General features: G+C 36.0%; 26 protein-coding genes. All 26 read right to left on the bottom strand.

All coding sequences use genetic code 11. The features are described 5' to 3' along the window. Nucleotides 1-81: 81 nt before the first annotated feature. The 26 genes from ACZLO7_RS17265 to ACZLO7_RS17390 all read right to left on the bottom strand — a co-directional run bounded on the left by ACZLO7_RS17265 (nucleotide 82) and on the right by ACZLO7_RS17390 (nucleotide 21,254). Entirely contained in the window at nucleotides 82-654 is a 573-nt protein-coding gene (locus ACZLO7_RS17265; RefSeq protein ID WP_464937386.1) for a hypothetical protein, read from the bottom strand. 8 nt (nucleotides 655-662) lie between these two features. After that, on the bottom strand, nucleotides 663-971 hold the full coding sequence (locus ACZLO7_RS17270; RefSeq protein WP_464937385.1) for an RNA polymerase subunit sigma: 309 nt from the start codon (nucleotides 969-971) through the stop codon (nucleotides 663-665). Nucleotides 972-986: 15 nt separating this feature from the next. Continuing rightward, entirely contained in the window at nucleotides 987-1,757 is a 771-nt protein-coding gene (locus tag ACZLO7_RS17275) for a FliA/WhiG family RNA polymerase sigma factor (RefSeq protein ID WP_464937384.1), read from the bottom strand. Nucleotides 1,758-1,849: 92 nt separating this feature from the next. After that, on the bottom strand, nucleotides 1,850-2,194 hold the full coding sequence (locus ACZLO7_RS17280) for a hypothetical protein (protein ID WP_464937383.1): 345 nt from the start codon (nucleotides 2,192-2,194) through the stop codon (nucleotides 1,850-1,852). Further along, nucleotides 2,191-2,688 carry a chemotaxis protein CheD gene (locus ACZLO7_RS17285; protein WP_464937382.1) on the bottom strand — a complete coding sequence of 166 codons (498 nt, stop codon included), beginning with the start codon at nucleotides 2,686-2,688 and terminating at the stop codon, nucleotides 2,191-2,193. The genes ACZLO7_RS17280 and ACZLO7_RS17285 overlap by 4 nt, the downstream gene beginning before the upstream one ends. A 1-nt stretch (nucleotide 2,689) precedes the next feature. Further along, on the bottom strand, nucleotides 2,690-3,322 hold the full coding sequence (locus ACZLO7_RS17290) for a chemotaxis protein CheC (protein WP_464937381.1): 633 nt from the start codon (nucleotides 3,320-3,322) through the stop codon (nucleotides 2,690-2,692). A gap of 16 nt (nucleotides 3,323-3,338) precedes the next feature. Further along, a complete protein-coding gene (locus ACZLO7_RS17295; protein WP_464937523.1) occupies nucleotides 3,339-3,785 on the bottom strand; it encodes a chemotaxis protein CheW in 447 nt (148 codons plus the stop codon). A gap of 26 nt (nucleotides 3,786-3,811) precedes the next feature. Then, nucleotides 3,812-5,875 (bottom strand): chemotaxis protein CheA, encoded by a 2,064-nt coding sequence (locus tag ACZLO7_RS17300; protein WP_464937380.1) that lies wholly within the window; start codon nucleotides 5,873-5,875, stop codon nucleotides 3,812-3,814. A gap of 13 nt (nucleotides 5,876-5,888) precedes the next feature. Further along, a complete protein-coding gene (locus ACZLO7_RS17305) occupies nucleotides 5,889-6,983 on the bottom strand; it encodes a protein-glutamate methylesterase/protein-glutamine glutaminase (protein ID WP_464937522.1) in 1,095 nt (364 codons plus the stop codon). 51 nt (nucleotides 6,984-7,034) lie between these two features. Next, nucleotides 7,035-7,910 (bottom strand): MinD/ParA family protein, encoded by an 876-nt coding sequence (locus ACZLO7_RS17310; RefSeq protein ID WP_464937379.1) that lies wholly within the window; start codon nucleotides 7,908-7,910, stop codon nucleotides 7,035-7,037. Continuing rightward, entirely contained in the window at nucleotides 7,907-9,025 is a 1,119-nt protein-coding gene (flhF, locus tag ACZLO7_RS17315) for a flagellar biosynthesis GTPase FlhF (RefSeq protein WP_464937378.1), read from the bottom strand. The genes ACZLO7_RS17310 and flhF overlap by 4 nt, the downstream gene beginning before the upstream one ends. Next, a complete protein-coding gene (gene flhA / locus ACZLO7_RS17320) occupies nucleotides 9,022-11,055 on the bottom strand; it encodes a flagellar biosynthesis protein FlhA (protein WP_464937377.1) in 2,034 nt (677 codons plus the stop codon). The genes flhF and flhA overlap by 4 nt, the downstream gene beginning before the upstream one ends. A gap of 23 nt (nucleotides 11,056-11,078) precedes the next feature. Then, entirely contained in the window at nucleotides 11,079-12,164 is a 1,086-nt protein-coding gene (gene flhB, locus ACZLO7_RS17325; protein ID WP_464937376.1) for a flagellar biosynthesis protein FlhB, read from the bottom strand. A gap of 1 nt (nucleotide 12,165) precedes the next feature. Further along, nucleotides 12,166-12,942 carry a flagellar biosynthetic protein FliR gene (gene fliR, locus ACZLO7_RS17330; protein WP_464937375.1) on the bottom strand — a complete coding sequence of 259 codons (777 nt, stop codon included), beginning with the start codon at nucleotides 12,940-12,942 and terminating at the stop codon, nucleotides 12,166-12,168. A 4-nt stretch (nucleotides 12,943-12,946) separates the two neighbouring features. Then, nucleotides 12,947-13,216 (bottom strand): flagellar biosynthesis protein FliQ, encoded by a 270-nt coding sequence (gene fliQ, locus ACZLO7_RS17335; RefSeq protein ID WP_427748938.1) that lies wholly within the window; start codon nucleotides 13,214-13,216, stop codon nucleotides 12,947-12,949. 13 nt (nucleotides 13,217-13,229) lie between these two features. Continuing rightward, nucleotides 13,230-13,895: a flagellar type III secretion system pore protein FliP gene (gene fliP, locus ACZLO7_RS17340; protein ID WP_038184132.1), complete on the bottom strand. Its 666-nt coding sequence runs from the start codon at nucleotides 13,893-13,895 to the stop codon at nucleotides 13,230-13,232. Continuing rightward, complete coding sequence (locus tag ACZLO7_RS17345; RefSeq protein WP_464937374.1) at nucleotides 13,892-14,569, bottom strand: flagellar biosynthetic protein FliO; 678 nt, start codon at nucleotides 14,567-14,569, stop codon at nucleotides 13,892-13,894. Before ACZLO7_RS17345 ends, fliP begins: the two co-directional genes overlap by 4 nt. Nucleotides 14,570-14,574: 5 nt before the next feature. After that, entirely contained in the window at nucleotides 14,575-14,937 is a 363-nt protein-coding gene (locus ACZLO7_RS17350) for a response regulator (RefSeq protein WP_427748941.1), read from the bottom strand. Nucleotides 14,938-14,959: 22 nt separating this feature from the next. Next, entirely contained in the window at nucleotides 14,960-16,156 is a 1,197-nt protein-coding gene (fliY, locus tag ACZLO7_RS17355) for a flagellar motor switch phosphatase FliY (RefSeq protein ID WP_464937521.1), read from the bottom strand. Further along, complete coding sequence (gene fliM, locus ACZLO7_RS17360; RefSeq protein ID WP_464937373.1) at nucleotides 16,149-17,147, bottom strand: flagellar motor switch protein FliM; 999 nt, start codon at nucleotides 17,145-17,147, stop codon at nucleotides 16,149-16,151. Before fliM ends, fliY begins: the two co-directional genes overlap by 8 nt. 30 nt (nucleotides 17,148-17,177) lie before the next feature. Beyond that, nucleotides 17,178-17,603, bottom strand: coding sequence for a flagellar basal body-associated protein FliL (gene fliL, locus ACZLO7_RS17365; protein WP_464937372.1), 426 nt, complete (start codon nucleotides 17,601-17,603; stop codon nucleotides 17,178-17,180). Further along, on the bottom strand, nucleotides 17,593-17,814 hold the full coding sequence (locus tag ACZLO7_RS17370; protein ID WP_464937371.1) for a flagellar FlbD family protein: 222 nt from the start codon (nucleotides 17,812-17,814) through the stop codon (nucleotides 17,593-17,595). The genes fliL and ACZLO7_RS17370 overlap by 11 nt, the downstream gene beginning before the upstream one ends. Nucleotides 17,815-17,885: 71 nt before the next feature. Then, on the bottom strand, nucleotides 17,886-18,680 hold the full coding sequence (gene flgG, locus ACZLO7_RS17375) for a flagellar basal body rod protein FlgG (protein WP_464937370.1): 795 nt from the start codon (nucleotides 18,678-18,680) through the stop codon (nucleotides 17,886-17,888). 81 nt (nucleotides 18,681-18,761) lie between these two features. Beyond that, on the bottom strand, nucleotides 18,762-19,148 hold the full coding sequence (locus ACZLO7_RS17380; protein ID WP_464937369.1) for a TIGR02530 family flagellar biosynthesis protein: 387 nt from the start codon (nucleotides 19,146-19,148) through the stop codon (nucleotides 18,762-18,764). Between the two features lie 14 nt (nucleotides 19,149-19,162). Next, nucleotides 19,163-19,909 (bottom strand): flagellar hook assembly protein FlgD, encoded by a 747-nt coding sequence (gene flgD / locus ACZLO7_RS17385; RefSeq protein ID WP_464937368.1) that lies wholly within the window; start codon nucleotides 19,907-19,909, stop codon nucleotides 19,163-19,165. Between the two features lie 4 nt (nucleotides 19,910-19,913). Beyond that, nucleotides 19,914-21,254 carry a flagellar hook-length control protein FliK gene (locus ACZLO7_RS17390; protein ID WP_464937367.1) on the bottom strand — a complete coding sequence of 447 codons (1,341 nt, stop codon included), beginning with the start codon at nucleotides 21,252-21,254 and terminating at the stop codon, nucleotides 19,914-19,916. Nucleotides 21,255-21,281 lie beyond the last annotated feature (27 nt).

Genomic DNA, 21,281 nt, shown 5'->3' on the forward strand with positions numbered 1-21,281 from the left:
ACCTGCTCCATACATCAGAATACGTGTGTATTGTAACACCACTTGCTACTATATCACACATTATTTTTAACTGCAACAAATTTAGCGTTTAAACTTAAGTAACAGTTCAATTTCTGTTTTACCTTTTTGCAAGTATTTTGCAATTTCTTCAATCGATCGACCTTGAGAATATAGTTCTCGGACTTGTTCTTCTACCGAGATTTCTGTATTTGATGCAGTCTCTTCTACTGATCGATGAACTTCTTCAAAAGGTTGCTGTTTTTTTGTTGGTTGTGCTTGGTTCTGCATGTATGCTTTTGCTGCAACGTTTTTTGATGCACTAAATGTTGGTAGCAAAAAAGCTTCTTCGCTTTTTTGCTCTTGTCCACTTTCAGGTACAGCTGAATCTTTTTTTACTTCCATTAGCTGTACTACTGGTTCACTATTGATTGCTTTTTCCATTATATTAATGTTGGAAAGTTCTTCGATTAATCGATTGTTTTCATCACGCATTTCAGCCAAATAGGCACCAACAGCGTTATCCATATCATCTTTTAAGCGCTCTTGTTTTATTTCGATATCTTTAAAACGAGAAAGCTTAGTATATAGCATGATAATTAAAAAGAAGCTGATGATTTGCGCAATAAATAAAAAGACAAGTATTGCAGCTACCATTGTTGCTCCTAACCGCTAAAATCCACAAATTGGCCTTTATAAGGATGTTTAGCTTTTTCGTTCTCTTCTTCTGACTCATGCTTCTTACCATTCTTGCCATTACCACTTTGACTATTCGTAGATGGATCTTCATCTTTAATCTCATCTGTACTCTCGGATTCCAATACAGAAGTACGATTGCGTTCAATTTGGCGTTGCAATGCAGCATTAGCTAAGTCTTGGTTTGTGTTTACTTGTTGTTGTGCTTGGTCAGCCATTTTACCAGCTTCAAATGTTTTTGGAATTGCTATTTGAAGCTCGACACCTTTTAAGCTCATACAACATGCCTCCATTTATGCATTTTGCATTTCAGATGATAATAGATTCCGCAGTTTAAATAATGCTTTTGAATGGATTTGTGAAATACGCGAGGTTGAAAGCTCTAGCATTTCTCCAATTTCTGTGAGTGTCATTTCTTCTGTATAAAACAGACTTAATACAAGTTGCTCTTTCTCATTTAACTTTAATATATTGTCCGCAAGATCCCCTAACAATTCCATTTTCACAACTTCTTGTTCAGGTGTTTTAACAGAATCATCACGAATAACAAATGATTTCCCTTCATGTTCATCCTGTTCTTGAGATTGCTCGTCCATTGACAATACATTTGAAACAAAGTGTTCCTGCATTGTTTGATAAATATCATCGACAGTTACGTCTAAAGTAACAGCAAGTTCCTCTGGTGTTACATGACGCATTAAACGTTGCTCTAACGATTCAATTTGTGCATCTAATTTTTTCGCCTTTTCACGGGCAGAACGCGGAAGCCAATCTTCTTTTCTAAGACCATCAATAATGGCACCACGAACACGGAATGATGCATATGTATCAAATTTCAAATCTCGAGTTGGATCAAATTTATTTAATGCATCGAAGAGTCCCATCATTCCAAGGCTTGTCAATTCATCCCTTGAAACATTTTTAGGTAAGCCGGTACTAATACGCTGTACGTGATAGGATACTAATGGGATATACTTTCGTATTAGCAAGTCTCCTGCACGAGGATCTCGTTCAGCAGTCCAGCTACTCCAAAGCTTCTGCTCTTCATTTACAGTTGGTTGCATCGCCGAATCCTCCCATTTAGTAAAGTACAATTTGTAACTCTATTATATAAATTCATTACTGTATAAAATCCGCTTTTCCAAGCAATTCATGATCATTTGATGTCTTCTAACATCATGGATTGAACTACTTTTGCTACTTCTTCAGCATTTTCCTCAGTAATATTATTCATTTGACTTGCCTGCTGCTCTTTTGTTTGTTCATTGTTCACTATAATTTCACCTTCAGAAAGGCTCGATTCTTCTGATTGTGGTAAAAAAAAGACAAATCCAATGATAAAACGTACTAAAAACGCTATTAAAAATACGACAAAAGCAATAATAAATGAGTTAAATAATATCGTCGTTGGCGTCTTAAATGATTGGAATGTCGTGAAAAAATAAATTGAAAATCCAATCAGAGCAGCCCAACAATTCCATAAAATTGAGCCAACCATCATATATCTTTCACTCCTTGATTTACTGTTCGAATATTTAATTTGGCCGTTTGTAAATCAAACTCAATCGTTCGACCACTACTACCACCAGTATCTTCCGCAATAAGAGGTATCGAGAGTTTTTTTAGTTGTTGCTTCACTGCCTCTACATTACGAGGTCCTATCCTCATAGAATCTCTACTCGATGTAAATTGGAACATCTGCGCTCCTCCAGCTATTTTTGCTTTTAGCTTAAAAGGTTGGATTCCTTCTTGTTTCAGTTGATTTACCATGGCAGGAATACCTGTATCAGCAAATTTCGCTACATTAATCGAGTCGGTTCTACCAAGTTGGGAATCTGGAAGCATCACGTGAATTAACCCCGCTACCCCTTTTGATTCATCATATAATACTACCCCTACACACGAACCTAATCCAGATGTCCGGATGGTATTAGGTGCTGTTGCCACATCCATCTGAGCTATTCCTACTTTGACTACACTAGGGCTATCTATCATATTACGAAACTCCTAATGCTCTAAAAATAGATTCAAAGGAGTCGGGATCAGGTAACAAGAAGAAATGTCCTCTAACCGTCTCTGTATCTCCCATACTTTCTTCATAAATCGTTGTATCAATCACGATAACATGATCGCTCACTTGAGATACTTCGATTAATCCAAAACTGATAATAGCACCAAACATATCTATACTTAACGCAGGTGGGGTTGGATAGATTTTTAAACTAGTGAAATCCGAGAGTGCTGATAAATACGAGCCTGATAAAATATTACCAAGCTCTTGCATTGCGGAAAAACCTAATTCTGGAATAGGTGATTGGCGGAAATCAAAGCCTTCATCTCGAATTAATTTTTGAATGAAGTGATTAGCTTGTTCAATCGGTAAAATAAAGAACATCCCACCTTTTGCATCTCCTTCAATTCTCAAATAGATACCAGCGACGACTTGTTCCGCACCGCCACCTCTTTCCATCATTTCATTAAATGACACCATTTCAACTTTCGGTACACGCATATCTATTTTTGTATTTAATAAAGATGAAAGAGCGGTAGCAGCATGCGCTGCTCCAATGTTACCAATCTCTTTCAAAACATCTAAATGTAATGACGTGATTTTATTATGAAATGTCATAGGTCCATACCTTTCTTTACTTTAACGTATTTAGTACTTTATCTAAATGAAGCAAAATAAGAAGGCGCTTATCGACTTTCGCAACACCTGAAATGAATTCTTCCTCTAAAGAACCTACCACTTCAGGTTGTGGCTCAATGGATTCTTTCGGAATATCCATTACATCATTTGCTGCATCAACGATAAATCCTACTTCCATTTCATCTAGTGAAATAATAATTATTCTAGTAGTTTCATTATCCAAAGAAGTATTCAAGTCAAAGCGTTCGCGTAAATCAATGATTGGTGTTACAACACCTCGTAAGTTGATAACACCTTTCACGTATCTCGGTGTCTTTGGAACACGTGTAATATGCATTGTTTTTTCAATTCCTTGAACTTGACTAACAGGAATTGCGTACTCTTTATCTGCCAATTGAAAAACAATTACTTTCAAACTTTCTACATCGAGCGTATTTACCATCATTTACACCTCTTTCGATCATTTCATTATTTAATAAGCGCGTTACAATCTACAATCAAAGCCACTTTTCCGTTACCGAGAATTGTTGCACCAGAAATAGCAAAAACATTTGTTAAATAATTCCCTAGAGCTTTCAGTACAATTTCTTGTTGACCAATAAATGAATCAACAACTAACCCAGCCATTTTCTCACCTTTACGGACGATAACCACCGAATGGAATTCTTCATCCATTGCTTCATTACGTGGTACTTCAAAGATTTCCTCTAAAAATACTAAAGGTACAACTTTACCGCGGAAATCAATTACTTTTTGATTATGCGCATTCATAATATCCGAAGAGCGAATAATTGATGTTTCGATAATTGATGATAAAGGAATTGCATAGATTTCTTTTTCAATTTCCACAAGCATTACAGAAATAATAGATAACGTTAAAGGTAATTGAATCGAGAATAATGAACCTTTACCCTCAGTCGATTCGATTGTAATATTCCCACCTAAAGACTCAATTGTTGATTTAACAACATCTAGACCTACACCACGACCTGATACGTCTGAAATAACGTCTGCTGTTGAGAACCCAGATGATAAGATTAATTCATTAACTTGATTGTCTGTCATTGCTGCTGCAACTTCAGGCGTTACGACACCTTTAGAAATTGCTTTAGACAATACTTTTTCACGATTAATACCCGCACCGTCATCCTCTAATTCGATGAATACATGATTGCCGCTATGATACGCACGAAGGACTATTGTACCTTCTTCGGGTTTACCTTTTGCACGACGTACTTCAGGACTTTCAACACCATGATCTAAACCATTTCTAATTAAGTGAACAAGAGGATCACCGATTTCATCAATAACTGTACGATCTAATTCTGTTTCAGCTCCGACAATTTCTAGATTTACTTTTTTGTTTAATTCACGCGTTAACTGGCGCACCATTTTAGGGAAACGATTAAATACAGTTTCCACTGGTACCATACGCATTGTTAAAATAATATTTTGCAAATCTCCAGAAATACGGGACATTCTTTCAACAGTTTCGTTTAATTCGCTATGATTTAACTCTGACGCGATTGATTGTAAACGCCCACGATCAATGACTAACTCCTCAAACAGATTCATTAAAATATCAAGTCGTTCAATATTTACACGAATTGTTTTACTAGTTGCGTGACCACCGCTATTTTTGGCTGGAGTCTTCTTGGCAGCAGGAGCATTATCTGACTCTTTCTTCACTACCTGTTGCTGTGGTTGTTCGACAATGACTTGTTCAACTTGTGGGGTTTCTACTGCGCCAAGCATTGCTTGATTTAAGGCTTGGAAATCGAATGGGTGTACAATAACCCGATCGACTTCAGATACTTTCAACAACTTCTTCTCTATATCTTCAGCTGGCTCTTTTGAAATAATGGCTATATAGAAGTCATTATCAAATTGCTCTTCTTCAAGCTTTTCAACAGAAGGGGAAGACTTGATAACATCACCCATTTTTTCAAGTAATTCAAACACCATATATACGCGTGCTGCTTTTAATAAACAATCTTCACGTAGATGAACTGAAATTTCATATGTGATAAAGCCTTGTTCTTGCGATTGTTGAATGACTGTTAATTCAAAATCATCGTATTCAAGTAATACTGCGGACTCAACAATTGTCGTTGCTGCCACTCCGTTATTCGACGTAGCACTAGTAAGTGATTCACCCAATTCTATTTTCTTAAGAGATTCAACAGTTGCACTTACATCCTTTTTTCCATCTCCGCCGCTAGCAATATCGTTGACCATTTCTTCAAGATGGTCTACTGATTCAAAGACAACATCCAAAATTTCAGGAGTTACTTTAATCTTGTCATTACGAATTGCATCTAAAACATTTTCCATTTTATGAGTTAAATCAGCTAAATCTTCGAAGCCCATTGTCGCTGACATACCTTTTAATGTATGCGCATTACGGAAAATATCATTCACAATTGCTAAATCTTCTGGGTTTTTCTCTAATTCTAGTAGGCTTTCACTACAAGACTGAAGATGCTCTTTACTTTCGTCAATAAACACTTCTAAATATTGATTTGTATCCATAGAATGGCCCCCTTTAAGGCAAATATTTCATTACTGTTTCTGCAATATCATCTACATCCGCTACTTCATCAACTAAGCCTGTTTCAAAAGCTGCTTTAGGCATGCCATAAACAATGCATGTATTAGCAGATTCAGTTATAGCAATTACTTTTCCAGTATTCTTTAATTGAATTAAACCTTTTGTTCCATCGGCACCCATTCCCGTCATAATAACAGCCACTTTATCCACTTCACTGAATTGGCATATATCTTCAAATAGTACGTCGACAGATGGTCTATGCCCCCCACGAGGTGGCTCTTGATCATCTAATACAATGCCATAAGACATACCTATTTTACGAAGTTTCATATGGTAGCCACCTGGAGCTATGTAAGCAACTCCATTTTGCAAAATATCACCATTTTCAGCTTCTTTCACAGAAATACTAGACAGTTGATCTAAACGATTTGATAGTGACTTTGTAAAACCTGCAGGCATATGTTGTACAATTAGGATTGGTGCTTTGATGGTTACTGGTATTTTAGTTATGACTTCTTGTAAAGCTCTTGGTCCTCCAGTTGAAGTACCGATAAGTACCATTTTCTTAGAATGAGATAACCATTCTTTTTTGACTTGAGTTACAGCTGTTTCAGCAATTCTTTCCTGTTGCTGCACTCTCGGCGACCTTCGTGATAAAAGACCAGAATTACTCATTTCTCCAGTTACTTTAGTTTTGGGTTTGGCAACTGTTTGACGAAGTTTTGAAACTTGTACATTAGCAGCATGTTCAACTTTATGTACAAGGTCTTTCTTGATTTTATGTAAATCTAGCGAAATTGTACCACTTGGTTTAGCAATAAAATCAACCGCCCCGTTCGCCATTGCTTCTAACGTCGATTCAGCACCCCGTTCTGTCGTACTTGATAGCATAACTACTGGTACCGGTGATTCTGCCATGATCTTTTTTAGAGCTTCTAAACCATTCATTTCTGGCATTTCAACATCCAAAGTCACAACATCAGGCTTAAGGTTTTTAATCTTGCGTAATGCATCATTACCGTTACGAGCAGTGCCTATAACTTGTACTTTAGTACTATCCGTAAAAAAATCTGAAATAAGCTTCCTCATAAAAGCAGAGTCATCAACGATGAGTAACTTTTTTGTTTGAGAAATGTTCAACTAATCATCACGACCTTTCGAAAAAATACTTTTCAATTTAGACAAAAAGTTATTCGTCCTAGGCGGTACATGTACTTCTTCAATGCAATCTTCCATATAACGATAAGTTATATCTCGTAACATTTTTGTAATTGGAGCATTTGGAAATAAAATTGAAAAGGGAACTTGTTTGCGCACAGCTTGCCTTACAAGTGGGTCTTCAGGTAAAGACCCTAATATAGTGACTTCCTTTGACAAAAACCTTGACATAGCATGGCTTAAACGTCTAAGGGCATCAGGACCTTCTTCTTGATCCATAGTACGATTACAAAGAAGGTAGAACTTTTTTTCCGGGTCTTTAAAATGAATATACTTCATCATGGAATATGCATCTGTTATGGATGTCGGCTCAGTTGTGGAAATAACGATAATATCTTCAACTGACACTAACAAATCTAAAGACCAATTAGTTGCTCCTGCTCCCATATCGAATACTATATAATCAAATGACTTTTGCAACATTTCAAATGCTTCAATCAACCGATTAAACATTTTTTCAGACCATTCCATAAGTCCAATCATCCCCGTGCCACCGGAAATATACTGCAAACCATTTGGTCCCTCAAAAATGACCTCTTGTAATAAACAATCTCCGTGTAGATAGTCCTTTAAACTTTTTCGAGCGCTTTCACCTAAAAGAATATGAATATTCCCCATCCCGATATCCATATCAACAATAACAACTTTTTTTCCATGGGAGGCTAAAGTATTAGAAAAGTTCGTTGTAAAATTACTTTTCCCAACGCCACCTTTACCACTTACAACTGCAATAGATTTCCCTATTAATCCTTGACTACGCAACATATACATCCTTAAAGATTCTGCTTGATCTCTCATTTTCTATCCCCTTGAAAGAACAATTCAACTACACTTTCAAAAGAGGCCTCCTCGATATCTTCTGGTACTTCTTGACCAGTAGTATAGTAAGCAAGTCCTTTATTATATTTAACCATTAAATTAATCATTGAGCCAATAGAATTTGTTTCATCAAGCTTTGTAAATATTAATTTAGTAATAGGAAATGCCAAAAATTGTTGAATAATTGTTTCCATATCACGTTCTTTTGATGTCATTGATAGGACTAAATAGCTTTCCATACTCTTTTCAAAGTCTATTAATTCCTGTAAATCTTCAACGTACTTCACTTCTTTATAGTTTCGCCCAGCTGTATCGATAAAGATTAAATCTAGATGATCGAATTTTTCCAGTGCATGCTCATAGTCTTGTTTGTTGTACACAATCTCTACAGGTGCTTGTAGTAAATTCGCATACGTTTTCAATTGTTCAATCGCAGCAATTCTATACGTATCAGTAGTAATAAAACCTATTTTTTGTTTCTTTTCAAGCACCGCTCTAGCTGCCATTTTGGCAATTGTCGTGGTTTTACCAACTCCAGTTGGACCTAAAACGTTTATATATTTTTTTTCATAAGAAATACCACCGAAAGAAAGCTGCTCGATACTAGCTTTTAAAGATTCTTTCGCAAGGTTTAGAAGCTCCTCTTGCGATAAATCTCCTTTACTGTTTTTTATAATTGCAAAAAGCTCATCACCAATACATGTGACAAGCTCTTGATTTAGCTCCTGTTTCTCTAGTTGTTCAATCAGAGGTAAGAGTTCATCTGGATACTTGGCCCCTACAGAGTGTCTTTGCATTGATTGCATAAGTAATTTCAAATCAGCTATTTCTTTTTTGATTTCTTCAGAATTTTGTTCTGAATGAATACTATTTTCAATCACAGGCTGAACTGGAGCTAGAAAAGGCGCAGATTCTCTTACTTCTGCGCGATCTAGCCCTGCTACCACTTCAATACTTTTCTTTTTAAATAACCCTAAAAACCCTTTTGAATACACTACTTTTGAATTGACAATGACTGCATCATCACCAAAATCAGCACGAACTTTTTTCATTGCAGCTGGCATTGACGGTGCTACATATTTTTTCATTTTCATTCAACATTCACCACCCCAACACTTTGAATCTCAATTGATGCTTCCAGTTCATTATACGAAAGAATTGGAATTTGAGGGAAATATCTCTCTGTCAATTGTCGTAGATACATTCGAACAGCAGGTGAGCATAAGATCACAGGTGATTGTTCAAAGAATGCAATACGTTCTATTTCTCTCGCAATTGATTCTAGTATCGCTTGAGAATCTTGTGGATCCATTGCTAAATAGTTTCCGTGATCCGTTTGTTGGATACTGTCTGCTATCATTTTTTCCACTTTAGCAGCAACAGTTAATACTTTTAACTCCGGCTGATTGCCTGCATGCTGAGTAGTTATTTGACGAGCAAGAGCTTGGCGAACGTACTCAGTCAGCACATCCACATCAGATGTTAACTTCGCATAATCTGCTAATGTCTCGAAAATGATTGGTAAATTACGAACCGAAACATTTTCTTCCAATAATTTCGCCAATACTTTCTGAATCTCACCAATTGATAATGGTGTTGGTGTTAACTCTTCTACTAAAATTGGTGCTGATTCTCTTAAATGATCAATTAATTGTTTTGTTTCTTGACGACCAAGTAAGTCAGAAGCATTTGCACGAATAATTTCAGTTAAATGTGTGGATACGACACTCGGAGGATCCACTACTGTATAACCAAGCATTTCAGCTTCCTCTTTTACTTGCTCCGTAATCCATTTTGCAGGTAAACCAAATGATGGCTCTACTGTATCGATTCCTTCAATCGAATCATCATCTCCAGGACTCATAGCCAAGTAGTGATCCAATAGCAGTTCACCATTTGCAAGTTCATTTCCCTTTATTTTGATACGATATTCATTCGGTTGTAATTGAATATTGTCGCGAATACGAACAACTGGTATGACAATCCCTAACTCAAGAGCAAGTTGTCGTCGAATCATTACAACCCGATCCAATAAGTCCCCACCTTGTGCTGCATCGACTAATGGTATTAGGCCATATCCAAATTCAAATTCAATTGGATCAACATTTAATAAATTAATGACATTTTCTGGACTTTTCAGATTATCAGTAGCCACTTCTTCTTCAATTTCTTGTAACTCTTCAATTTCTTCTTGTTTTTGATGACTAATACGGTAGGCAATGAATGCCAGTACCCCTGCCACTGGAACTGTAAAGATTAACTCAATCGGCGTTACAATTCCTAACAGAAAAATTGTAGTTGAAGCTATATACAGCAACTTTGGATTAGCAAGCAATTGACCAGTAATATCTGTACTTAAATTACCATCAGAAGCTGCACGCGTTACTACAATACCTGTTGCAGTAGAAATTAATAGAGCTGGAATTTGTGATACTAAACCGTCACCTACTGTTAAAGTAGAGAACAAATGTATTGCTTCAGAGAACTCTAAATCCATTTGCACAACACCGATAATCATACCTACTAATAGGTTAATGATGACGATAATAATACCTGCAATGGCGTCCCCTTTCACAAATTTTGTGGCACCGTCCATAGCTCCGTAGAAGTCTGCTTCATTCCCTACTTTTTCACGTCTTTGACGAGCGTCTGTTTCAGAAATTAAACCTGCATTTAAATCGGCATCAATCGCCATTTGCTTACCAGGCATCGCATCTAATGTAAAACGAGCTGCAACTTCAGAAACACGCTCAGAACCTTTCGTAATAACAATAAACTGAATAATAATCAAAATTACGAATACGACTAAACCGACAAGAATATTGCCACCTACAACGAAGGTACCAAATGTTTCAACTACATTCCCAGCTTCACCACCACTTAAAATTGCTCGCGTAGTCGAAACGTTTAATCCTAAGCGAAACAGTGTAAGTAATAAAAGTAATGATGGGAAAATTGAAAATTGAAGTGCCTCTTGCATGTTCATAGCTGTTAATAAAACCAATAATGCTAGCGATATATTAACAATAATGAGAAAGCTTAACATCCACGGAGGTAGAGGGATAATGAGCATCGCTACAATTAAAATAACTGCCGATAATACCCCTATGTCGCGAATTTTCATGTTTGTCCCTCCTGCTTAAAACTTTAAATTTTACGTTTTATACGGTATACATAAGCTAAAACTTCTGCAACCGCTTTGAAAAACTCATCTGGGATGCGACCCCCAACTTCCACTTGATCATACATTGCTCTAGCCAATGGCCGATTTTCTACCATCACAACATCATTTTCTTTAGCAATTAATTTAATCTTTTGTGCGATAAAATCGGTACCTTTAGCAACAACTTTTGGTGCATCCATACTATCCTCATCATACTGTAGTGCGATTGCATAGTGAGTTGGATTTGTAATCACAACGTCCGCTTTCGGCACTTCTGACATCATACGGCGCATTGCCATTTCACGTTGACGTTGTTTAATTTTTGATTTTATAAGGGGGTCACCCTCTGTATTTTTATACTCATCTTTAATATCCTGTTTGGACATTTTTAAGTTTTTTTCATAATCAAACTTTTGATAGAAATAATCTAAGATTGCAACAAAAAATAATGTTAATGAAGCTGCAATCCCCATTATCACTGTTAATTTTCCAACAGTTATTAATGTTACCCACGGTGATTTAAAAGACAAACTTAGTACATCATCTATGTTCATGAGAAGAATAACTGTTGTAACCGATCCGATAAAGGTTATTTTTAAAACCGATTTTAGTAGTTCAATAATAGCTTTTAATGAAAACATCCGCTTTAACCCTTTAATAGGATCAAGTTTCTTTAAATCAAATTTTAATGACTCCGTTGTAAAAAGTAATCCAAATTGAAAGAAGTTTCCTGCGAGACTAGCGATTACCGCAATTACCATAATCGGTAATAAAACAATTGCCATCTCAATCATAACTTCTTTATAAACTTCCATTACTGAGCTAATCGAAATGGATTCAACTAACAAGTATCGACTAAATGTTTGTTTAAAAAATGCCATAACGCTATCTCGCATAGATCCGGCACCGAATAATAAAAATAAAAAAACCGATAGGAGGACAATTGCACTAGTGACATCCTGACTTTTTAAAACTTGACCTTTTTTACGGGCATCTAATCTTTTCTTCGGTGTTGCTTTTTCTGTTTTTTCTCCCGCAAAAAATTGTAAGTCAAGACGAATATATTGCATCTTATCCACCACCTATTAGAACCATAAAGTCACGCATACTAACAATCATAATATTAAATAATTTTTGAATAACTGAGACCATTACACCCATCATTGTTATAAGTACAAGAAAACTAACGCCGATTTTAATTGGGAAACCAACCACAAAAATGTTCAGTTGAGGAACTGTTCTAGCTGTTATCCCTAACGCAATATCGACTAAAAATAGAGTTGCAACAATTGGAATAGCCATTTGAAAAGCGATACCAAATACTGTAGCAAACATTTTAATGATGAATTCAGTGGAGTTTTCTGAGCCAAAGGATGGCCACATTTCTCCAATCGGCAAATATTCATAGCTGTAATAAATACCATCCAACAGTAAATGATGCCCATTTATACCAAGTAACACAAGCAATGCTAGCGTATTGAAGAATTGACCTAAAAGTGGACTTTGTGCCCCCGTCTGTGGATCTATTATATTCGCAATAGCAAAACCCATCTGGAAGTCTATAAAACTTCCAGCTATTTGGATAGCTGACATAATCATATAAGCGATTAACCCGATTATTAAACCAACCATTGCTTCTTTCATAACTAATAATATGTATTCCCCGTTAACTTCCAAGGGAGTAACGTCAATTGTGTAGTACATCATCCATGCTAGTACTGCCGCTAATGTAAGTCGCATTTTCGAAGGAATTGTTTTATAAGAAAACAAAGGTACCGTTATAAAAAATGCTGAGATTCGCACAAGAATGAGAAGGAACACCGTTACTTTAGGAACTAGTTCTTCCATTTGCTCACCCTACATATCGCAGTAAATTTTCAAATATATCTGTTGCATACGAAGTCACTTGCGTAAGCATCCAAGGTCCAAAAAACACAATACCGACTAAGACAGCGATGATTTTCGGCACAAAAGCAAGCGTTTGCTCTTGAATTTGTGTTGTTGCTTGGAAAATACTGACTGCTAAACCAGTAATCAAAGCAATTAGTAATAAAGGCCCTGAAGTTAGTAGGACAACTTTTATGGCACGTTCTGCAACTGAAATGACCATTTCACCTGTCATATTGATTCATCCCCTAAAAGCTTTGCAGCAATGATTTCATTACAAGATACCAGCCATCTACAAGAACAAATAATAGGATTTTAAAAGGAAGAGAAATCATTACTGGTGGTAACATCATCATTCCCATAGACATTAATACACTTGCGACAATCATATCTATTACGAGGAATGGTATGAAAATCATGAAACCTATCTGAAAAGCAGTTTTAATCTCACTTAACGCAAAGGCAGGTACTAAAGTAGTTAATGAAATATCCTGAATCGTTTCAGGACGTTCTGCACCAGAATATTTTAAAAACAAATCTAAATCCTTCTGTCTTGTATGCTGACTCATAAAATCTTTAAATGGTCCACTAGCTTTGTCGTAAGCTTCATCCAAAGTGATTTTTTCATCAAAAAGAGGCTGTAATGCTTCTTTATTCACCTCTTGGAATGTTGGTGCCATAATAAAGAATGTTAAAAAAAGTGCCAATCCAACGATTACTTGGTTTGGAGGCATTTGTTGTGTAGCTAGAGCTGTACGTACGAACGATAGGACTATAACAATTCTTGTAAAAGATGTCATTAGTATTAGAATACTTGGCGCTAATGATAGGACTGTTAGCATTAACATCAGTTTTACAGAGGTAGAAACATTGGATGGATTACTGTCTGAGAAATAATTAACTAAATCACTCATTCTTTATCGCTCTCCTTTTGCTTCCACTCATTCAAATCTTTACTACGTTCAGATTTTATTTTTGAGATTTTTTGTTGAAATATATCTTTGAATTCATCGTTTGGCTTAGCATTAACATTCGATGAAGGTCGTACTTTTTCTTTTAAACTAGTAATAAGATCTGCGATAAATGGAACTTGATTAGCTAGATCCTGTTTATCGTTGTATAAGGCCATTAGACGCTCTTTTTCGTCATCACTTGAGATTTCCTTAAGAATATGTACATCTTCACCAACACCAACCAAATAGAGCGAATCTCCTACTTTTAAGAGCTGCACCGATTTCTGTTGGCCTAAAGATAGTCCTCCTAAATTTTGCATCAATTGATTATGTTGATATTTTTGATTGCGACTATTGACGAATTTTAACATTCCGTATAACAGCACAACAACAAAAATAAGAGCTAAGATCATTTTAATATAATCCCATGGAGACAAGCCGACAGCTGTCGATTGTGTGTTTTCATCGACAGCTGTAGTTGAATCCTCTTTACATGCATCTGGGTCTTTTAAACATTTAGCAACCTTGTCATCCGAATCAGCAAAAGCTGATGTCGGGTTTAGCATAGGGGTGATAAATGTAATGGTAATTAGTGATGCACACAACATCAGTTTCAATAAGGCTTTATAAAACATTCTGATCAACCTAACGCTTTTTGGATTGCTTCGATAACGCGATCAGCTTGGAAAGGTTTAACAATAAAGTCTTTTGCACCCGCTTGAATTGCATCGATTACCATTGCTTGTTGTCCCATCGCTGAGCACATAATAACAATCGCACTTGGATCTTTTTCTTTAATAGATTTTAATGCGGCAATTCCATCCATCTCAGGCATAGTAATATCCATTGTTACTAAATCTGGTTTTAATTCGTTGAACTTTTCAATAGCTTGAGCGCCATCTCCAGCTTCCCCCACTACTTCAAAACCATTTTTTGTCAAAATATCCTTGATCATCATGCGCATGAAAGCTGCGTCATCCACAATTAAAATCCTTTTAGACATGTTTAACTCCTCCAATAACTATCTATCTTAGATTGTTTAAGCGATCCGCTTTACTCAAAATATCTGTAATACGAACACCGAAGTTTTCGTCTATTACAACTACTTCTCCTTTAGCAATGAGACGGCTGTTTACTAGTATATCAACCGGTTCACCAGCAAGTTTATCAAGTTCAATAATAGAGCCACTTGCTAGTTCTAATATCTCTTTTACGGAACGCTTCGTACGTCCTAATTCAACAGTAACTTGCAGTGGTATGTCAAGTAGCATATTTAAATTTCTAGCTTCCGCTTGTTTCAATGATGCATTTTCAAAGCTAGCAAATTGAGCTTGTTGTACATTTGCTGGCTGTTGTGTATACATTGGTCTTTCAGGCATTGCATAAGATTGTTGATACATTTGTTCTTGAACCTGAGCAGGTTGCGCTACTGGTTCTTGTTGTATCGGTTGTGCTTGAACTGGTGGTGCTTGAACTGGTGCTGCTTGTTGTACAGGTGCTGGTGCTACCATAGTTGAAGCAACTTCATCAGTATCTTGATTCATTAATTGATTGACTAATTTCTTACTAAATCCTAGTGGTAGTAATTGCATAATATCTGAATCTATTAAAGTACCAATTTTCAAACGGAATGAAACTTTAACAAGTAAATCTTCTTCAGGAATATTATCTCTACCTTCATCTTTGGAAATATTCATCAAATCAATTGATGGCGGCGAAATGTCAACTTTTTTATTAAAGATCGTAGACATAGACGTTGCAGCAGAACCCATCATTTGGTTCATTGCTTCCTGTACAGCACTTAAATGAATCTCACCAAGTTCATCTGCAGGGCTAACACCATCTCCACCTAACATTAAATCAGCAATAATTGCTGCATCAGATTGTTTAATGACTAATAAGTTCATACCCACAAGGCCTGTAGTATATTCTACTTGAACCGCTACATATGGGTGAGGAAACTCTTCCTCCAAATTATCACGATTAATCATGCTGATTGTCGGTGTTGTAATATCAACTTTTTGGCCTAGCAACGATGATAACGCCGTTGCAGAACTACCAAAAGAAATATTACCGATTTCTCCTAGAGCATCTTGAGATAATGCATCTAAATAATCTTCTACTTTATATTCAATTTGAGAAGACTTTTTGTTTTCTAGTTCGGGAGATTCGCCTCTTAATAGGGCTTCAATTTCTTCTTGTGATAACATTTCATCACTCATCAACTTCGTCTCCTCCTTTCAAAGACTCAATAACTTGAACAGCCATTCGTTTCTTCAGTTTCCCTGGTTGGACAGTAAATTTAGGTACATCGCCAACTTTTAGTGTAAGTGGTTGGCTAATTTTTTGATCAAGTTGAATAACATCACCTTGTAACAATAGAAGGAAGTCTTCAATTGTTATTTCCGCATTACCAAGCTCTGTTATTACTGGTAAATTAGATTGTTTTACACTATTTTCAAGAATCGCAGTTTGTTCTGGCGAAACTTCTTTTTTATTAGATTGCATCCAGTAACGAACAGATAGATTCGGTACGATTGGCTCTAATACAACATGAGGGATACAAATATTAATCATGCCACTTGTTTCACCAATGATTGAATTGAATGAAATAACAACAACCGTTTCATTTGGTGAAATCATTTGTAAGAACTGCGGATTTACTTCAAGCTCCGATAACGCTGGATCAATATCAGCAATATTTGCCCATGCTTCACGTAAGTTATCGAATGAGCGTTCAAATAAATTTGTCATAATTTTCGTTTCGATTTCAGTTAAATTATCGACGTTACTATGACTCGCACCTGAACCTCCCATTAAACGATCTAACATAGAATACGCAATATTAGGGTTAATCTCCATCAGGATATTACCGTCTAAAGGTGGTACTTCAAATACATTTATGAGTGTCATATTCGGAATTGAACGAATGAACTCTTCAAATGGAATCTGATCCACAGATGCTACAGTTATTTGCACATATGTTCTAAGCTGAGCTGAGAAAAATGTTGTTAAAAGACGTGCAAAGTTTTCATGTATTCGGGTCAAACTTCGGATTTGATCTTTTGAAAAACGAAGAGCGCGTTTAAAGTCATAAACTTTAACTTTTCTAGTTTCTTCATCTTTCATAATATCATCAGCCGTCATCTCACCTGTTGATAACGCTGATAAAAGCGCATCAATCTCGGACTGGGATAACACATCTCCTGCCATTTTCCCACCTCCTTTTCAAAATAATTGACTTTACTGAATGATGTAGGAAGTAATATAAACTTCTTGTACTTTACCGTCTTGCATCAGTCCATTAAATCTTGTTTTTAACGTTTTTTCAAGCATTTTCTTTCCTTTTTTACCTTCTAAAGCATCTTTTGTCATTTCTGACATCTCTTCAATCACAATACTTTTCACTTGGAAATCACGTTTACCAATTTCTTTACCTGCTTTTTTGCTATCAGTTTGGATTTTCAATGATATTTTAACAAAATTTGTTCCAGCAAGGTTTGTTGTCAATTCAGGAACATCTACAGAAGCTTCGATGATTTCATCGATAGTTGGTTCTTTGGCGCTTCCTTTGTTCAACTGATTGACTGTCACCAATGCAATAACACCAATCAGTGTAATCGAAACTAAAATAATTAACATAATGGTTAAAAGCTTGTTATTCTTCATTTTCTTCACCTCTTAAGTGCGGGTTTGATAGGAGTTGTACACTGTGATAAAAAGCAATTATACGTTTACTCACTTCTTTCTCAGTCTCTAATACAACATACTTTCGTCCGGTCGTTAACGTAATCGTCGTATCAGGAAACTCCTCGACCGATTCTATGTATAAAGCGTTTAATGAGAATGGTTTACCATTTAATTTGGTTACTGTAATCATAGGAAATAAGGGCCGAGTCTAGAGAGCCGACCCAGCCCCCTCCTTTTAATGAAAGTAATTTTAGCTAAAACTTATCGTTTTAAGTTAACAAGCTCTTGTAAAATTTCATCAGATGTTGTAATAATACGCGTATTCGCTTGGAAACCACGTTGTGCTACGATCATATCAGTAAATTCTTCTGATAGATCGACGTTGGACATTTCAAGAGTTCCTGATGAAATGTCGCCAATACCCTTTTGCCCAGCAGTTCCTATTGTAGCTTTCCCTGAGTTTGGTGTTTCATTATAATAGTTAGAACCTTCCTTAGATAATCCACCTGGATTTGGGAATTTAGCTAATTCTAATTGACCTGCTTTTTGCGATACACCGTTTTCATCAACATATTCTACAGTCCCATCTTTAGCAATAGACATACTTTGAGCAGTTGTAGGTATATTTATTATGCCACCAGTTCCTTTTAAATACTTACCATCCGCATTAACTAGATCACCATTTTTATCCATATAAAAATTCCCAGCACGTGTATATTTTACATTTGTCCCATTTTTATCCATAACTTCAAAGAATCCATCACCAGAAATCGCTAAATCTAGCACTCTGTAAGTACTTTGCAGTGACCCGCCTTCATGCATTGTATCAATTGCTGCTATTTGAGACCCTAATCCAATTTGTTTTGGGTTTGTACCACCAGTTGTACCTGTTGGCCCTGAAGCTCCCGCAGCTGTTTGTGACATCATATCCTTGAACACAACACGCCCTTTTTTGAAACCAAAAGTGTTAACATTGGCGATATTGTTACCGATAACATCTAATTTTGTTTGGAAATTTTTAAGACCACTGATGCCTGAATACATTGAACGTAGCATAACTTAATTTTCTCCCTTCGATTTTAGAGTGTACTGCTTCTGTCATTTGGCAGTACTAAGGCACCCTTTAAAGGTCCTGCCTTATGTCAGCACAATTGTGCCGTCGATATTGGTGAATATTTGATCTTGTGCTTCATTACGATCCATCGCTGTAATAACCGTAGCGTTTTTCGCACTGACTATGAGCGCGGCCTGATCAGTTAAAACAAGTGAATCAATAACGCCTTTTGAACGCGCTTCGAATACTTTGTCTGTAATTCGTTGCCATTGTTTTTCATCAATATGAATATTGCGCTCGTTAAGACGAGCTGATGCGTGCTTACTTATTTTTAACTGATAATTTGTTGCTTTTTCTAACTCTTGACTAAAAGATTGTTTACTTGTAGAAATACTCGGTCTTTTAACCGGTTGTTGCCTTAATGTTGGTTGAAGCGGTTGTATATGTTGCTGAAATCTTATTTTATCCATCAAAACACCTCAGCTTATTGAGATATAGACAATATTTGATCAGCTGTTACTTCATCACCGTTACTAAGGATATATTTGATTTGTCCATCTTTTTTAGAAACTGATTGGACAGTCGCTTCATTAGTTATTTCTTTTGGCTTTTCTTCAGATTCATCATTATCATCTTTATCCTCAGTCACTTTGTAAGTAATATTTTTCCCTATTAACATACTCGCTTCTACAAGCGATCCTCCAACACTACCAGTAGCACTACCATTAATAACCTCTGAAATATTCGAAGGTGTTAATTCTTTTCCGTCTGCTAATACAAAGATAACTCCCTCACCATCGTATTTAACTCGAACTACAGTGCCAGTTCCTTCATTAACAATCGGTTTACCATCTTCACCTTTTTTATCTGTTACTTCATGCCATTTTACATCTTTGCCGATGAATGAATTAAATTCAATTAACTGCGATTGTTGTTGTAATTGCGTTAAATTCTCAAGTGCTGTTGTCATATTGGTCATTTGTTCAAGAGATGAGAATTGAGCCATTTGTGCAATAAATTCTTTATCATCCATTGGGTTTGTAGGATCTTGGTTTTGTAATTGTGTGATTAGCAATTGTAAAAATGCATCTTTACCTAATGCTGAATTACCTGTTTGCCTTTCCTTAGAGGGTTTATTATCAATACCATAAACATCTGTTATACTCTTGCCTTCTGGAATTTCCGTTTTAGGCGGAATCTTTGTTGTAGCTGGAATTTTCGTAACTGTCATAAACTCACACCTCCATTTCCGTTAAATAATCGCTAAATGCGGGTACATCTTCCTGATTATCATTGTTCTTATCTTCTTGGTCTTGTGCTTGTTGCTTAAATGATTGGTTGAATTGATGTTGCCCTTTTTCTTGACGATTTGTATCGCTTAAAGCTTGTGTAACATCAATGCGGTCAAGTTGTATATTCTGGTTGACTAAACCTTGTTTTAATGAATTTAATTGGCTATCCAGCATCTCTTTACCAAGAGCTGTTGAAGCTAGCAATCTAGCTGTCATAACACCATCTTTTTGTACTAATTCCACACGAATTGTACCTAAATTTTCTGGGTACAGTTTGATTAATAGTTTAGTCAATCCTGGTGCATTTGAAGTTTGACTACGATTCATAATCGCTTGGAACTCTTTCACAAAAGTTTCAGCTTGAGAAGCTTTGTTTGTTGGTAATGTTAATGTCACAGTTGTGTTAGCAGTACCTTTTGTTTCTGCTAGAGTTGTTGTGACGCTTTCATTGCTATTGGCACTAGCATCGGTTAAATTAATCAATAATGGTTGCACATCTTTTGATTTCGTGAGAGGAAGCTGACTGCTGTTTGCTTGAGTTAAAAGCTGTTCTACTTTTGTAGAAATCGCAGACATCCATTCTTTCACTTGAAATACTTGTAGTTCTTGATTTAATACTAAATCCGTTTTAGGTGCTACAAGTTCAACTAATTTTAAAAATTTAAGAACATCTGAAGCTTCCTTTTGAGAAACTGTTGCACCTTTATCTCCATTAATTGAAGACATCAAATTCTGCATAAATGCAAAGGCATTTTGATCAATACCGGCAAGTAAATCCCAAACATCTTTTGCCTGTGTATCATCACCTGTTAACTTCTGAATAGTTGCTTGTAAATTTTCAACGTTTACTCCTAACAACTCGCCTAACTTTTCTAGAGAAATTCCTTCAGAACTTAAGCTAGTTTCATCAATTGAACTGTTTAGTAATTTATTTAAATCTTTTAGAGAAGTTATATCAAGTATGTTTGATATGTCTTCTATAGTAATTGCTTGTTCATGATTTTCAGTATTCTTACTATTTAGTACTTGTCCAAGCAACCCTTCTAAGCCTCTTGATAAATCAATAAATAATCGATTTGAGTTAAATGTAGCGCCCTCAATGGATTGATTATTTAACTTATCCACATTATTTTGCTTAGCATTTGTTGTAGATGAAGCTGGCGGTATATCCTTATTAGAAGACAACAAATATTCCGAAAATCCAGTATCAGACGAGGTAGCATTTGAACTATTTAATTGACTACTTGCTTTAGGTGATTCTATTTGTATCGAGTCTATATTCATTATTTCACCTCCTTCCAACTAAATAGT

The organism is Viridibacillus sp. d25.2, from assembly GCF_055456015.2.